The organism is Pirellulales bacterium (assembly GCA_036499395.1).
Taxonomy (GTDB): Bacteria; Planctomycetota; Planctomycetia; order Pirellulales; family JACPPG01; genus JACPPG01.
The window spans coordinates 20,286-35,899 of record DASYDW010000129.1; the positions used below are offsets into that span (position 1 = coordinate 20,286).

The 15,614-nt window shown below is 61.5% G+C and carries 11 protein-coding genes; 4 read left to right on the top strand and 7 right to left on the bottom strand.

Annotation, left to right across the window (positions count from 1 at the left end; all coding sequences use genetic code 11):
• Window positions 1-129 precede the first annotated feature (129 nt).
• From VGN12_25590 to cysK, 3 genes are read right to left on the bottom strand one after another with little or no spacing between them, the layout of a single operon-like run.
• Entirely contained in the window at window positions 130-1,662 is a 1,533-nt protein-coding gene (locus tag VGN12_25590) for a cyanophycinase (GenBank protein ID HEY4312849.1), read from the bottom strand.
• A gap of 11 nt (window positions 1,663-1,673) precedes the next feature.
• On the bottom strand, window positions 1,674-2,645 hold the full coding sequence (gene epsC / locus VGN12_25595) for a serine O-acetyltransferase EpsC (GenBank protein HEY4312850.1): 972 nt from the start codon (window positions 2,643-2,645) through the stop codon (window positions 1,674-1,676).
• The gene (cysK, locus tag VGN12_25600) at window positions 2,642-3,619 is read right to left on the bottom strand and encodes a cysteine synthase A (GenBank protein ID HEY4312851.1); all 978 of its coding nucleotides are present in this window, start codon (window positions 3,617-3,619) and stop codon (window positions 2,642-2,644) included. Before cysK ends, epsC begins: the two co-directional genes overlap by 4 nt.
• A 333-nt stretch (window positions 3,620-3,952) precedes the next feature.
• Between cysK and VGN12_25605 the strand changes: the two genes are divergently transcribed.
• Window positions 3,953-4,225, top strand: a complete 273-nt coding sequence (locus VGN12_25605; GenBank protein ID HEY4312852.1) for a hypothetical protein — start codon at window positions 3,953-3,955, stop codon at window positions 4,223-4,225.
• Window position 4,226: 1 nt separating this feature from the next.
• On the opposite strand, the gene VGN12_25610 is transcribed toward VGN12_25605, so the two are convergent.
• Entirely contained in the window at window positions 4,227-4,805 is a 579-nt protein-coding gene (locus VGN12_25610; GenBank protein ID HEY4312853.1) for a rhodanese-like domain-containing protein, read from the bottom strand.
• A gap of 633 nt (window positions 4,806-5,438) precedes the next feature.
• Between VGN12_25610 and VGN12_25615 the strand changes: the two genes are divergently transcribed.
• The 3 genes from VGN12_25615 (at window position 5,439) to VGN12_25625 (ending at window position 9,732) form a co-directional block, all read left to right on the top strand.
• Entirely contained in the window at window positions 5,439-6,878 is a 1,440-nt protein-coding gene (locus VGN12_25615) for a family 2B encapsulin nanocompartment shell protein (protein HEY4312854.1), read from the top strand.
• Between the two features lie 32 nt (window positions 6,879-6,910).
• Window positions 6,911-8,674, top strand: coding sequence for a SufS family cysteine desulfurase (locus tag VGN12_25620; protein HEY4312855.1), 1,764 nt, complete (start codon window positions 6,911-6,913; stop codon window positions 8,672-8,674).
• A 176-nt stretch (window positions 8,675-8,850) separates the two neighbouring features.
• Window positions 8,851-9,732, top strand: a complete 882-nt coding sequence (locus VGN12_25625; protein HEY4312856.1) for an alpha/beta hydrolase — start codon at window positions 8,851-8,853, stop codon at window positions 9,730-9,732.
• Window positions 9,733-9,755: 23 nt separating this feature from the next.
• Here the strand turns inward: VGN12_25625 and VGN12_25630 are convergent, their stop codons facing one another.
• From VGN12_25630 to VGN12_25640, 3 genes are all read right to left on the bottom strand, one after another.
• On the bottom strand, window positions 9,756-12,173 hold the full coding sequence (locus VGN12_25630; protein ID HEY4312857.1) for a sulfatase-like hydrolase/transferase: 2,418 nt from the start codon (window positions 12,171-12,173) through the stop codon (window positions 9,756-9,758).
• 271 nt (window positions 12,174-12,444) lie between these two features.
• On the bottom strand, window positions 12,445-13,752 hold the full coding sequence (locus VGN12_25635; GenBank protein ID HEY4312858.1) for an MFS transporter: 1,308 nt from the start codon (window positions 13,750-13,752) through the stop codon (window positions 12,445-12,447).
• A 361-nt stretch (window positions 13,753-14,113) separates the two neighbouring features.
• On the bottom strand, window positions 14,114-15,481 hold the full coding sequence (locus VGN12_25640; protein ID HEY4312859.1) for a hypothetical protein: 1,368 nt from the start codon (window positions 15,479-15,481) through the stop codon (window positions 14,114-14,116).
• Window positions 15,482-15,614: the final 133 nt, after the last annotated feature.

A 15,614-nucleotide genomic window follows, 5' to 3' on the forward strand; every position in this document is an offset into this window, starting at 1 on the left:
GATGCAATCCTTTAACCCGAAACGGTCCGCAGGGTGTCGATTTTTATTTCGCCGTGATCAAGCATGGGCGACAACATTTGCCCCATCGCGCAACTCGACGAACTCCATGAATTCGCACGGATCCCGACATCAGCGGTTGTCGCCCGATGGTTGCGCGGCCTCGGAATCAATCGCTTGCCGCGTCTGCAGATCGAATCGTTCTCCGCGCCGCAGGCCGATCATGTGCGAACGACCGGCGTGAAAATCGACGATGCGTGCTTCTCCCGGCCCGATCACGGTCAATTGATGACCGTGGACCTCGACCGCGGCCTTTTCGTCGAGTGCCAGGCCCAGTAAATTCGGCCGCCGCGAAATCAGCCCGACAAACTCTTCCAAGCGCCCGCGTTCCGAGACGTGAATATCGATCGCCGTCCCCGGCAAGAAATCGAGTCCGCGCTCGTAACCCTCGGCCGAGATGATTCGATTCGAAAGCGGGCTTCCCCGCACCATGTACTCCGCTTGCACGGCCGCGCCTGCGCTACTTCCTCCGATGACACCGCCGCGCGCGAGCACGTCGCGAAACATTTTCTCGGCCACGGTCCCCTGGAACGCGTCAAGATACTTCCATTGCCTGCCGCCGGTGAACCACACCGCGCGAGCGTTGTGCAGCGCCTGTGCAAAGCGTGGTGAATTTGCATCCTGCGGCGTGCGAGCCGCCACGACTTCGACAACCCGCGCGCCATTCTTGTGCAATAGCTGCAGACCCTTGGGATTCGGCGCATCCGGGTCAAGCAGCGAAGCGGTTAAAAACACAATCTTCGCGTCGGGTCCTCCGGCAAGTTCGATCAGCCGCTGCCAAACGCTGTCCGGCAAATCGCCGCCGCCGCAAATCAATAGCGATCCATGTGCCACCTCGGGCGTCCGCAACTTGTCTCCTGGCACGTCTCCTTCACGGCGTGCCAGCGATGCGCGTCGAATCGTGAGCAGGTCTTGTTCTTCTTCCGGCCGCACGACAATTTCGCGCCCCGCGTGACCGTATTTTGCGGAACGTGGCGCGGGCAGCCTCCACGCGGCCGCCGCACGACCTACGCACGTTACGTCTCGCCCTTCAATCACCAGTAGCGTCTCGGCCGGCACTGCGAACGCCGCGTCGAGGTCGCCGGCGTCCAGGGCGCGATCGATGGCCTGGGTGTCGCGCTCGATTTCGCCACCTTCGATGCGCACGCGTGGCAGCAGATCGAGTTGCGCGAGCGTACCGCCGACAAAACCTCCACGCGCCAGCACTTCGCGCAATGCCGGGACTAGTTGCCGCACGGATTGCGCAGGAGCATCGATCCAAACCGCGTGGGCCTCGTCGATCGCTTTGATGGTTTCGGCGTCGGGCTGCACATTCTGGTCGAGAGTGAGCCTGCGCGCCCCGGCAAGATGTGCATCACGGGGCGCTTCGCCAGACCGAGGGACTGCCTTATCGGTGAGAAAGACGGTTTCCCGGCGCGGTCCGACAAGCTTTTTCAGACGGCCAGCAACGTGATCGTTCATGGGACCACCGCCCCAGATGGCCAGCGTACCGTCGAAAGGCAATACGAGCGGCCCGCCCGGCTCTTCGGCGCCTGCGGTCGTTCCGGCCATGCCGCATCCCAGCATCAGCGTCGCGATAAAGCGCAGCAATCTGGCGCCCTGCATCGCCCGAGACCTCAAATGCCCGATCCTTCGACGAAGATTTCGCTGCGCACCTGCGCCTGCGCGATATTGCTCCCCGCCGGAACGCTGCGTGTGAGCCACACGTTACCGCCAATCACCGAGCCGCGCCCGATCGTGATTCGTCCCAGAATTGTCGCGTTGGCATAAATCACGACGTCGTCTTCGACCGTGGGATGGCGGGCGTTCCCTTTCACCAGCGTCCCGTCTTCGTCGACCTGGAAGCTTTTTGCTCCCAGCGTGACGCCATGATACAGCCGGACATGCCGCCCAATCACGGCCGTTTCGCCGATGACAACTCCGGTGCCATGGTCGATGAAGAAGCTGCCATTGATCGTTGCGCCAGGATGAATATCGATGCCCGTCAACGAATGGGCGATCTCGGTGATAATCCGCGCCACGAGCACGGCCCCCAGCTCAAACAGCGCGTTCGCCAGTCGGTAATGGGCGATGGCCGTGACGCCCGGATAGCAGGCCAGCACTTCGTCGACGCTGCGCGCGGCGGGATCCCCTTCATACGCGGCGCGGATATCGGTTTCCAATAATTCACGAATCGTCGGCAAGCGATCGGCGAAATTGCGCACGATCGTGATCGCTTGATTACGCTGCTCCTCACTCGCTACTTCGTCGCCAGCGACGAATTGCAGCTCGCGCACAACCTGCCCGACCAACTCGCGCAAGGCCTTGTCGAGCGTGTGACCGACGAAAAAGTCGACGCTCTCGCTGTCGAGCGCATGCGACGCTAGGCGATTGGGAAACAGCGAGGTGATCACGCTTTCCACGATCGACGCCAGTGCCGCGCGCGACGGCAACTTGGCCGGTTTGTCCAGTCGATTGCGCGCCGCCAGCGAGGCCTGCCGCAGATCGCGCAGTTGATCGACGATCGCGTGAATGTCCCAGTGCAAATCGCTGGGCGAGGCCGCGGCGGCCTTCTCCGTTTTGCCGTCGATCCGTTGGCTGATACTCATCGCGCGCGACCTTCGGCGTCGAAGACACCCTCGAAGAGCACCGAGCTCAAGTACCGCTCGCCCGAGTCGGGCAGCACGACAACGATCGTTTTACCGGCGTTTTCCGGCCGCTTGGCCACCCGCACCGCCACGGCCGCGGCCGCACCGCACGAGATGCCGGATAGAATTCCTTCTTCCAGCGCCAGGCGTCGGGCGAACTCGATCGATTCTTCGTTCGTGACCTGCTCAATGTCGTCAACCAACGACAAGTCGAGCACAGCCGGGACGAAACCGGCGCCGATGCCTTGAATCTTGTGCGGCCCCGGCTTCAGCGGCTGGCCCGCGCGTTGCTGCGTCAGCACAGGGCTGGCCGACGGCTCGACCGCGATCGACTTGATCTGCTTGTTCTTCTCTTTCTTGATGTAACGCGTGACGCCCGTGATCGTGCCACCGGTCCCTACGCCCGAGACCAGGATGTCGATCCCGCCCTCGGTGTCATTCCAAATCTCGGGACCAGTCGTCTGCTCATGAATCGCAGGGTTGGCCGGATTCTTGAATTGCTGCAACAGCACGTAACGATCCGGCGCCGAGGCGACGATCTCTTCGGCCTTCGCGATGGCGCCCCCCATTCCCCGCGGACCTTCGGTCAGCACCAGCTTCGCGCCGTAAGCGACCAGCAACTTGCGACGCTCGACGCTCATCGTCTCGGGCATTGTCAGCGTCAGCGGAATTCCGCGTGCCGCGGCGACGAACGCCAACGCGATGCCCGTGTTGCCGCTGGTGGGTTCGACCAGTTCCTTGCCCGGCCCAAGCAGGCCGCGCTTTTCCGCGTCCCAGATCATGGCAGCCCCGATGCGGCACTTCACCGAGTAGGCGGGATTACGTCCTTCGATCTTCGCCAGCACCGTGGCGCCCGCACCGTCAGTGATCCGGTTCAGCTTGACCAGCGGGGTGCGTCCAATCGACAGCGAGTTGTCTTGAAACCAATGCGGCATAGTGAGAATCCTTGAATGCGCCAACGTAAGGTCAGCAAGTGGTTCTATAAAAAAAGACCAGTGCTATCGGTCGCATGCACTGGCCTCCGGTAGACCGGTCAGCAAGTTGGTCCGCCAGAATATAATGCGGAATGATCGGCCTCGGCAAGCAACGTGGGGCGTATCAAAAGGAGAACGGCCAGGTTGAGAGTTCGTGCTCCGTTTTCTGTAGCTGGCCTCTTAGAGGCCAAACGCCCACAGTGCCGCTCTGGCCCGGCTGTTACTGCTTGAAGCTTGGCATGCCAGTTGCTCCCGTAGCTTTCAACAAGGGGCCACCGCGAAGGGAGCAAGATCATGCCAAGAAAAATAACGACGCGAAAAACTGCAAACGCGAGCACCGCACGCACTCCGCGCAGCAAACCGTTCGGCCAATCTGCCGCCAAGGCCGGCGAAAGCCGCCGGGAAGATATCCGGCCCGAGTCAGACCGTGATGTGTCGCGCGATCCGGGTTCGCTGGACGAGGAAACGCTGTCGAGCGACGCTCCCTACAACAAGACGTACGGCGTCCGCAACGAGAGCGAACCCTCGCGCGTGCCATCGAAGAAAAGCGGATCAGGCGCCCGATAATTCAGCGTCCCGCGGCAGGTGTCGGTGTGCTAACGCTACACGCCGAACTGCCGCCTCGCTGATTCCAGGGCATGCGGGCCAACATCATCCCCATGCCACAGGTATCCGTGACGCCGGCGAAAACCAACCCAGCGCCAATAAAGCCGGACAGGCCAAAAAACGCGGGATGAACCAAGAAGCCGAGTATCACGCCAACCAGAACGATCGATCCGGCCGTGATGCGCACCTGGCGCTCGAGCGACATCGTCTTCTGCCCACGCACGACGGGTAGTCCGGCCTGATCCCAGGCCTGCGTTCCCCCTTCGACGCTCACTACGTTGGTAAACCCGGCCTGCTGAAACTTTTCGCATGCCTTGGCGCTGCGGCCGCCGGCCTGACAGATCAGGTACAACGCTTCGGTACCAGCGCCGTTTCGCGACGCCACCGCGGCCGGGTCGAGCTGATCCAGGGGAATGTTTTGCGCAAAGTCGACGTGAACTTCCTGAAACTCGGCAGGCGTCCGGACGTCAATCAACTTCAGGTTTTTCTCTTCGGCGCGACGCTGTGCCAACCCGTTCGGCGAGATTGTGGCAACGCTCATGGTTTATGTCTCCTATCGTTTGGAATCGCTTCGCGCGATTTTTGCAAGCATTATCCGTGACGCTTCGGGCCGAATTCCTGGGATCGAATAACCGGTCGCTCCAGGCATGATCGCTCCGCGCAAATCATAGGGGTGTTGCCCCCTGGCGATCAATTCTCGCCGCCGATCGGGGACGGCCCAAGACGTCGCACCAGCTTGGGGAGATATAGAGTTACGACGTCTCGCGGGCGCGCTTCCGACATACGGTCACTCGGGGGGCCACCGCCGGCGGCCATTCGCTCAGGCCGTCTCGCTCGGCATTTCCCCTCCCCCCGGAAATCTCGTCACGATCCAAATTCTGACATCAACCTTCTTTTCGATTGAGGTAAAAGTCGGTAAGTTAGCGAGACTTTGCGGCCGATGTGGAAACTTGGGCGCACCTCTCGTGGCTGACCGGACAAACCGGAGGCTCTTCGCCGTGCCCAAGCGGCTTGCTTGTGTGACGATAGCAAACGTCACGCAGTTGGCCCAGTTCGGCCTATCTCTCCAGCTTCGCAGTCGTCAGTAGGTCAATGGAATGGTCACTGTGCACTCGCTCTTGCGTTGCGCCAAAAGCCGGCGCTGCCCTATTTAACCGGAGATCATCGAACACCTATGTCGGACTCTACATTGCAGCGTAGCGTGACGACCTCGGTCGCGAAGAACCTGGCCACGACGACGAAGACATCACCGAAGATGATGTCGATCACGCCGCGTTGGCTGTTGAGCCTGCTGCCGTGGGTGAACGTCGAAGGGGGGACCTATCGGGTCAACCGCACCAAGGTCGAGCTGAGCAAGGCCGCGCGGATCGAAGTCGACTCGCGTGACGGCGCCCTGCTGTTACCCGCCGAAGCCCTACGCAGCGTGCCGCTGTTCTCGAAATTGCCCGAGCCGATCCTGGAACGGATGACGGCCCGCTTCAAGACTGAAGACGTCTCGCTCGGCAACAAGCTGATCGTCGAGGGGGAAGACCTCAGCAAGTTCTTCATCCTGGCCCAAGGCCAAGTCGAAGTTCTCAGCAAGGGTGTTCACGGCGCCGATCTGCGGATCGCGCTGCTGACCGAAGGAGAGTTCTTCGGCGAGACCGACCTGGTCTCGGACAAGCCTTCGGACGTCACCGTCCGCACGATCACCCCCTGCGTGCTGTTGACCCTGTCGCGCAAGGATCTCGACACCGTGTTGGGCGAGATTCCCAGCCTGGGCGACGAATTCAAGAAGGCCATCGACGAGCATCTGGAACTACGTTCGACCGTGAACCGTTACGGCGAGCGTAACATCGACCTGGTCTCGGGCTTTGCCGAGAACGTCGAGATTCCCGAGACGTTCGTCGACTACTCGGCTCATCCTCGCGAATACTCCCTCTCGGCCGTGCAGACCGTGGTCCGCGTCCACACGCGCGTGTCGGACCTGTACAACGGTCCGTACGATCAGCTCGAAGAGCAGATGCGGCTGACGATCGAAGGGATCAAGGAACGCCAGGAATGGGAGCTGATCAATAACAGCAAGTTCGGTCTGATTCATTCGGCCGATCCGGCCATGCGGATCAGCACCCGCTACGGCGCCCCGACGCCGGACGACATGGACGAGCTGCTGGCCCTGGTGTGGAAGAAGCCGGCCTTCTTCCTGGCGCATCCCAAGGCCATCGCCGCCTTCGGTCGTGAATGCACCTGGCGCGGAGTGCCGCCACCGACGATCAATCTGTTCGGCGTGCCGGTCCTCACCTGGCGCGGTCTCCCGCTCATCCCCTGCGACAAGCTCGAGATGAAGAGCCGCTACCAGTCGAACCAGTGGTTCGGCACGACCAGCATCCTACTGATGCGCGTCGGCGAAGCCGATCAGGGCGTCGTCGGTCTGCATCAGGCCGGTATCCCCGGCGAGATCGGCCCCAGCCTCTCCGCTCGGTTGATGGGGCTCGATAGCCTGGGCGTCGCCAGCTATCTGCTCACCCTCTACTCCTCCTGCGCCGTCCTTACAGACGACGCTCTCGGCGTTCTCGAAAACGTCGAAGTCGGTTACTACCACGATTACGAACACCGACAAAGCAAACCGAAGTAACGACCGCTCGCGCGAGCGGAGGAGTGATAAACGTGGACGAGATTACGCCCGACACGATCGCACGCATGGCCTCGCGCATTTTTAACGAGCCGCCGCAGGTCGACAGCCACGCCGGTGCCGAGCCGCACAGCGGTGACGTTCCGGCCGATGCTGCGTCGCCGGCATCGCACTACGGCAGCGTCCCCGTGTCGGTCCATTCCTGGCCACACATGCCGACGACGCCCCCCGTGACGCCGCCGATGCCAGCCGGAACACCGTCGATGGTGCCTCCCACCTCGCTTCCGACGACGCCTGCGCCCGCCATGTTCACCGCTCCGCCGGCCGATTTCGTCGTTCCCAGCTCTGTGGCATCCAACGTGCCGCACGCATCGGCCGAACCCTTTGGCTCGCCGGGCACGGCCGTTGCGCCACCGACCACCGGCGCCTCGTCCGGCACATCGCCGAGCGGCTTAAGCGCCTTCGTCGCCCGGGTCCGCGAGTCGAATCTGGATCGCAGCACCGGACTCGATATCTTCGGCCACTCGTTTCGCGAACGAATCGCCCCGGCCGCCGTTTCGCCTACCACCAGCTCGCGTCCGTTTGACGTGTCGGCGATTCGCAACGACTTCCCGATCCTCAGTCAGCGCGTCCATGGCAAGCCGATCGCCTGGTTCGACAACGCCGCCACGACGCAAAAACCGCAGGCGGTGATCGACGCCATCTCGCGCTTTTACGCACAGGACAACTCGAACATTCATCGCGGCGCCCACACCCTGGCCGCCCGCGCGACAGACGCTTACGAGAAGGCGCGCGAAAAGGTGCAGACCTTCCTCGGCGCGTCGAGCATCAAGGATATCGTCTTCGTCCGCGGCACCACCGAGGGCATCAACCTCGTCACGCAAACCTACGGCCGCAAATTCCTTCAGCCGGGGGATGAGATCGTGATGTCGGTCCTGGAACATCACGCCAACATCGTTCCCTGGCAGATGGTCGCCAAGGAAAAGGGAGCCGTGATTCGCGTGATTCCGGTCAATGACCGGGGCGAGATCATGCTCGAGGAATATCAAAAGCTGCTCGGACCACGCACGAAGGTCGTCGCCCTGACGCAGGCCTCGAACAGCCTGGGCACGATCCTGCCGGTGGCCGAGATGACGCAAATGGCCAAGCGTTACGGAGCGCGCGTGTTGGTTGACGGTGCGCAATCGGTCGCCCACATCCCGGTCAATGTGCAAGAAATGGGGGTGGACTTCTTCGTCTTCTCGGGGCACAAGATCTTCGGCCCGACCGGCATTGGCGCCGTCTACGTCAGCGAAGAATTGCACGACGTCCTGCCGCCGTGGCAAGGTGGCGGCAACATGATTCGCAACGTGACATTCGAGGAAACCTCTTACGCCGAGGCGCCGGCTCGCTTCGAAGCCGGCACGCCCAACATCGCTGATGCCGTCGGCCTGGGGGCCGCGCTCGACTACGTTCGCCGCCTGGGGCTGCCGAACATCGCCAACTACGAGCACTCGCTGCTCGCGTACGCCACCGAGCAGCTCTCGACCGTCAACGGTCTGCGCATCATCGGCAATGCGCGGGAAAAGGTGAGCGTTATTTCCTTCGTCATGCCCAATCGCCGCACCGAGGAGATCGGCCGGCTGCTGGATCAAGAAGGGATCGCCGTCCGGGCCGGTCACCACTGCTCGCAACCGTCGCTGCGCCGCTTCGGGCTCGAAACCACCGTGCGGCCGTCGCTGTCGATCTACAACACGACGGGAGAAATCGACCGGATGGTCGAGACGCTAAAGCGCATCGAGCAACAGCCGTCACGCTAGTCAATCGTCCGCGCCGGTGCCAAGATCGACTCCGCACACGGAGCATTCCGCTCGCTTGGTGTTCTTGCGCCGCTGTGTCCCGTTTTTGCTGAGCCATGTCCCAACTGGACGATTTGCCAATCATAATGGCACGCATCGACTGGTCGCCTCGGCAGGACATTCGAAAGGGATAACGCATGCGCTCCGCAATTCTGGCACTCGCGCTCGTGGCGACTAGCACCGCACAATCAGTCAGCGTGGGGCAGGCCGAGGAAACACCTAGCTCGACCACCACTGACACTCCTGCGAACCGCGTCACGCTCGCCAGGACGCAAGAGTTCTCTCTGAAGTCGCAGGCCAATGATCGCGAATATCGCATCCGTGTCACGGAGCCCAGTACGCAGCCTCCCGCCGCCGGCTATCCCGTGATCTACTTGCTGGATGGCAACGCGAACTTTGCCACGATGGTGGAGATCGCACGAGCGCAAAGGATCGCCGGTGTGGTCATCGTCGGGATTGGCTATCCCAGCGACGCCCCTTTCGACGCTCGTCGAACGTACGACTTCACCCCGCCGTCGAAGCAAGGCAAGCTCGAAGCCTTGCTGGGCGCGGCCGAGGAGCCGACCGGCGGTAACGACGAGTTTCTGGACTTCATCGAGAAGGATCTCAAGCCGGATATCGAAAAACGGTTCAAGATCAACCGCCACCGGCAGACGCTCGTCGGACATTCCCTAGGCGGTCTGTTCGTACTGCACGTGTTGTTCACGCGCGACGAATGCTTCCAGAACTACGTGGCGGGCAGCCCTTCGATCTGGTGGAACGATCAATCCATCCTCGCCGAAGAGCGCGGTTTCATAGCGAAGCGCGGCGTCAAGGCGGACCTGCTCGTGTTCGTCGGCGCGCTCGAGTCAGGCTACATGGTCCACGACGCGCAGCGCGTGACCGAGCGACTGGCGCCCCTCTCGGCCGAAGGTTTGCGGGTTTATTACACGCCGTTTGAGAACGAGAACCACGTCTCGGTCTTGCCGGCCGGCCTCAGCCGCGCTTATCGATTCGCGCTCGACGGCAGCGAAAACTGATTTTCACGCGATTCTACGCTGCCTCACTTGAACTGGAATTCAACCTTGTCGATCTTACCCGTAAACGGATAGGGAGATTTCTTGGCATAGCTGGACGTGACCGGCAGTCCATTATCCTTGCCGATGTCCATTCCTTCGTAGAGCGAGAACCGTAACACCACGGTGTGCGCCAGCTTTCCTTCGGCCACTCGCTTGTCGTTGACATAGAGCGCCGTCTTGCCGCCGGTGCCGCGCTTTCCTGGCTCGTCGGCAATGAACTCGAAGCGCGCCTTAACCTTGCCTGTCGGCAACGGATCAGGCCCGGCCAGTGTCGTCGCGGCCAGCCCGTAGAAGTTGTAGGTGTGCTTCAACTTCCCTTCCTCGACGTACAAAGCGAAGCCCCCCAGGAAGCTGCCGTTGGCGACGATCACACCATCGGCCCCGGCCTCGGGCACGTTCAATTCGGCATCGACTGTGTACGAGCGGCTGTGCATGTGCGGGCCGGCGCCGGGGGGCAAGTTCTCCATGCCGGCGCGGTAAATGTTGTAGGTCGTGTTGGCATCCGGCGGCAACAGCCCGTAAAAGAACGAGTACTCCGCCAGCAGCGGCAGCACCTGGTTCTTGGCTGCTTCTTCCCAGAAAAGCTCCTTTAGCTCCTTCACCTTTTCGGGATTCGCTGCCGCGTCGTTCGTGGACTGCGAGAAATCCTCGTTCAGGTTGAACAGCTCGACCGGATCCTTGTCCGGATCCCAGACCCCCGGCGCGAATTTGGCCATCGTCGGCGGCGACATATCCCACGGCAATTTCGGCAGCCGGGTGCTCAGCAACCAGCCATCCTTGTAAATCGATCGATTTCCCAGGATCGCAAAATACTGCGTCGTATGGCGCGAACGGGTGGCATCGTCATCGAATGAATCAGCAAAGCTTACGCCCTGCACCGGAATCTGCGTCGTGCCGTCGACGGTTTTCGGCGCCGGCAAACCGGCTACTTCCAGGATCGTGGGTGCCACATCGATCACATGGGTGAACTGGTTGCGGACCCGACCGTTGTCCTTGATGCGCTTCGGCCAGGAAACCACCAGCGGCGAACGAATGCCGCCCAGGTGCGACGCGATTTGCTTGCCCCACGGAAACGGCGTGTTGCCAGCCCACGCCCAGGCGGACGCGTAATGTGGATCCGTATTGCGTCCCCCCATTTCTTTCAGCCCGCCATGAAAGGCGATCAACCGCAACTGCTGTTCGGGCGAGAGGGGAACACCGAGCAGCGAAATGATTTCGTTGAACGTGCCGGTCGGCGTTCCTTCCATGCTGGCGCCGTTATCGCCGAAAATATACAGCACGAGCGTATTATCGAGTTCCCCCAGCTCTGCGATGGCACTGATCACGCGTCCCACCTGAAAGTCCGCGTTCTCCTGGAAGCCGGCGAACACCTCCATTTGCCGTGCATAGACTTTCTGCTGTTCCGGCGGCAAAGAATCCCAAGCCGGAAAAGCCGGGTCGCGCGGCGTCAGCTTTGCCTCGGGCGGAATGACCCCCAACTGCTTCTGCCGCGCAAACGTTTCTTCGCGCAGCTTGTCCCACCCCTGGTCGAACTTTCCTTTGTATTTGTCACTCCACGAGTGCGGAACATGGTGCGGCGCGTGTGTCGCTCCCGGGGCGAAGTACAGAAAGAACGGCTTGTCCGCCGCTTGCGACTGCCGGCTGTGCAGCCACTGCACCGCCTTCTCGGCCATGGCGTCCGGGAAATAAAAGTCGGCGTCCTGCGGCACGCCGAGGATCGTATTGTTCTCGGTCAAAAGCGTGTCGTACTGGCTCGACTCGGCTCCCAGAAAGCCCCAGAAATAATCGAACCCCAGCGCGTTGGGCCAGCGATCGAACGGTCCGGCCGGACCGCTTTGATGATCGGGCGTCAGATGCCATTTGCCGAACGCACTGGTTGCATAACCATTATCGCGCAGCACACGGGCAATCGATGCGGCGCTCTTCGGCCAGCGTGCCGAGTAGCCGGGGAAACCTCCAGCCAGTTCGGCAACCGATCCAAAGCCCATCGTGTGATGATTGCGACCGGACAAGAGCGCCGCGCGCGTCGGCGAACAAAGTCCCGTCACGTGAAAATTATTGTACCGCAAGCCATGCGACGCGAGCTTCTCGAGCGCCGGCGTCTGCACCGGCCCGCCGAACGCCGATGGATTGCCAAAGCCGGCGTCATCAAGCAGTACGAGCACGACGTTGGGCGCATCCTTTGGCGCTTTCACGGCCGTGGGGAAATCCGGTTTCGAGCCACCCAGCGTGCGCTCGCTGACTCCTTGAAACTTCGGATCGACAATGGGGAGCACGCTGCGATCAGGCTCGCCGGTCGTGGACGCAACGACGTCGGCGCAGGCCACGTCGGCAAAATCATCCAGTTGTGTAATTGCCGCTGCGACGGCCATCAAAACCAATCCCACGAAGCGTCGACGCATGATCGGTCCCCTGGAAAAGATTTGCTGTGGCGGACACCTTTACCTGCTGGAATTGCTCCACAAAGCTGCGTTACGATTTCAGGCCCATAAAAACCAAGGGGGCTTCAAGAAGTCGCCGAAGCGTGCAAACGCGCGCTCGCGCCAAGGACGGATGAGAGATGTGCAAAGCTACGCCGGCCCGATTAGCGAAGAACCGTCGCCCCTTGCAGTCGCGATCATTGTAGCCGCGCAAACGGCGAAAGTAGAGTTTTACAGCCGCCGGAGTGCCAAATCACACCAACGGCTCGGTAGCATCGCACAGCGCCTCGGCCGCCGCGGCCAGCGCCTGGTTCGTCGAAATCGGGGTCTCGACTTCGGCCGTGCGGATGCGGCCAGCCAACCACAGACTGACGATCGACGCAACGGCCGAGAGCAGCCCCACGATCCAGAAGTTGCCCAACCGCCCGTCGGCCGTTTCGACGATGATCAAGCCGCCGACATACGCGCCGAGGCCAGCCGCCAGATGCTGCACTGAAGAGCTGGCGGTTAAAAACCCGCCGCGGCGCGCCGGCACGACACTGCTGGTGATCATCGCCATCGCCGCAACCATCCGCCCCGAATTGGCAACCATCAAAGAGGCCACGGCCATGACCGCCACAACTGTCGGCACGGGCGTCAGGCTCGTGACCCACAACGTCAGGACGGCCGATGCAGGGGCAATAAAACGAAACACGCGCAGTTTCCCATATCGGTCGGCCAGTCGACCAATCAACGGAGACGAGAACAACGACATCACGCCGCCGGCCACGAACATCAGCGGCAACTGGTTTTCGGCCATGTCGACGTTACTGACCAGGTACGGGCTGATGAACGGAAAGACGCTGAATCCGGCCAGCATCAACGCCATGACCAGGGCAAACGCCCTGACATGATTCGGCTCGGTGAAGGTCTCGACCAGCAGTCGCACGGGATGATGATCCGCCGTGTGCTCACCAATATGCCCACGCAGCGGTGGCATGGTCACCGCGGCCACGGCCAGCACCGGAACTCCAATCGCGGCCAGCACCAAGAACGGCGCATGCCAACCGAGCCAGTTCCCGAGAAACAGACCAATTGGAACGCCGGCAACTGACGCCAACGCAAAGGCCGACATCAGCGCACCGGTGGCGCGGCCGCGACGTTCTTCGGGAAAGACGTCGCCGATGATCGCCATCGCCATCCCGCCCAGGATTCCTCCGAACGCGCCGGTGGCCAATCGCGCGAGTGCAAGGGTGCCGTACGTCGGCGCCAGGCCGCACAACAGCGTCCCTACCAAGAACCCCGCATCTAGCCCCAGAAAAGCAGTCTTACGTCCCACGCGATCGGCAAACGACGAGGCGAACAAACCGGCCACGCCGGCCGCCAACGTATAACACGACACGACCAACCCAAACTGTGAAGGGCCGATCTCGAGGCTGCGCATCAATTGCGGCCCCAGCGGCATGATCACCATAAAATCGACAATGCTGATGAACTGCACGGCGGCCAGCGTCAACAGCACGATTCGCTCTTCGGTACGCGTTCCGGCTTTCTCGGCGGGAACCTCCTCGCTGCGATTCACTCACGGCCTCCCGATGCGACGGCGAATTCGAACGATTGCTCCCGTCACGCATTTTATTACGTTAACCAAGATTTCATTTTTGCCCTGAACGGCATTTGCAGGCTCAGCGCCTGCAAGCTCACCCGAAAGTAGTAGGACAAGCCGGGCCGACCTAGGTTCGGTAAGCTTCACGGCCGATAAGCGGCCTTTGTGCGCTGTCCGGCTTTCATTTCTTGGACGTCGATGTCCTTCGCCGCATTAAAGCTGCTGCGTGTCGATTGCGAAAGCCGTACGGCTTGGGGGTTGATGCCGAATGGCGGCGGTCAGCTTCGATGCTGGCACGATGGTTCGAGCGTGACGGCGGCACTTGTCCCGCGAACCGTTAATCGCTCTCGGCGTTGTCTTCGAACGTCACGTTGCTCGGCGCTTCGCTGCTGCCGCTGATCTGCGTCTTTTCTTGGTTGTTGGCAATACGTCCCTTACGAAATGTAAAGGAGCGCACCCAATTATTGACGGCCACCCCCGTTTCAAAACCTTCGACGTCGACATTCTCGAACACGGCGCCGGTTGTAGCAGCCACATACACGCCGCGCGAATGCGGGGCGCGCGTGCCGCGCAACACCGCGTTGCGAATGATTGGCCGATCCAAGCCCGGATGAACAGGGTCGCGAATCGAGTCATAGCCGAAGTTGAGCCGCGAGCGATAAACGTTGTCCTCAGCGCCGTTGATCACGATTCCATACAATCGCGCGGCCTTGATGTTGATATTCTCGACCAGATATCCCACGTGCGCGTCACGCCGCTGCTCGTCCGGCGCAAACTCGAATCCGAAATCGCCGCCGAACAGCGCCACGGCCGACATCGCGGTCTCAATCGAAAGGTTCCGAATCGTGATGTGGTGGCAGCCGCTGCAACGCACCCCGGCGTCGTTGCCGTCCATGCTGCGTCCCAGACGCCCGATCGTGATATTCTCGATCAGCACGTGATGCGGGTGGGTCGAAGAAATCTCGTTCTTCTCCCACAGCTTTCTCATCGCCGGCACCAGCTCGTCCGCCGTGGTCACGGGTCCCACCGTTCCCCAATCGAGGCTGATCCCTAGCAGCGCCTTTTCGGAATCGAGAATGCGTATGTTGCGAATCACGCCGTGATGTGCTTCGGACATCAACTGAATGCCGGCCGCCTCTTGCGGTTGATCGATCGTGATGTCTTCGATGCGCCAATCGCCCACGGTCGAAAAATGCCCCGGCCGCGCGACCGTTCCACCATCACCATAGGCGGCCCCCACGCTGACGGCGCTATGCCAGATGGCCTGCGATCCCTTTCCTTCGCTCCGTATGACGCGGATCGTGCCGTTGCGAATTGCCGACCGTGCCGATAGGCGCACCCCGTAACTATTCGAACGCAAATCCAACAACAGCGTGCTGCCGCCGAGATCCAATTCGACATCCGGCGGCACCAGCAGCGCGTGAATCGACGTCTCGCCCGCGATTTCCGCCTGGCGCACCAGGCACCTGATGCTGCCAGCGCCTTCCAGGCGGACGATGCCGCCCCCGGCGGCCGATTGCCGGTCCATCGCTTGCTGCAAATCGTCAGCGCTGCCGGCGTTTACCGACACGGTCGGCCTGGGCGTGGCCTTTTTGCCGGCCTCTGCATCATCGGCCCGAACTACAAAGCCAAAAATCGCGGCTATCCAGATCGCCGCCACGACGGCCATCGCCTGCGAGAGAAACCTGCGAAGATCGAACTGCATGGCGGCCTCTTTTTCTCAGGTGTGAAAACCGATCGTCACGCCGAAGTGTCCTCAATCGCGATACTCGCACTCAAAGCCGGTCGTCGTCGGCCGTTGCAACAGTCCCTTAAGCACCGCCGCGAACTGCCTTGCT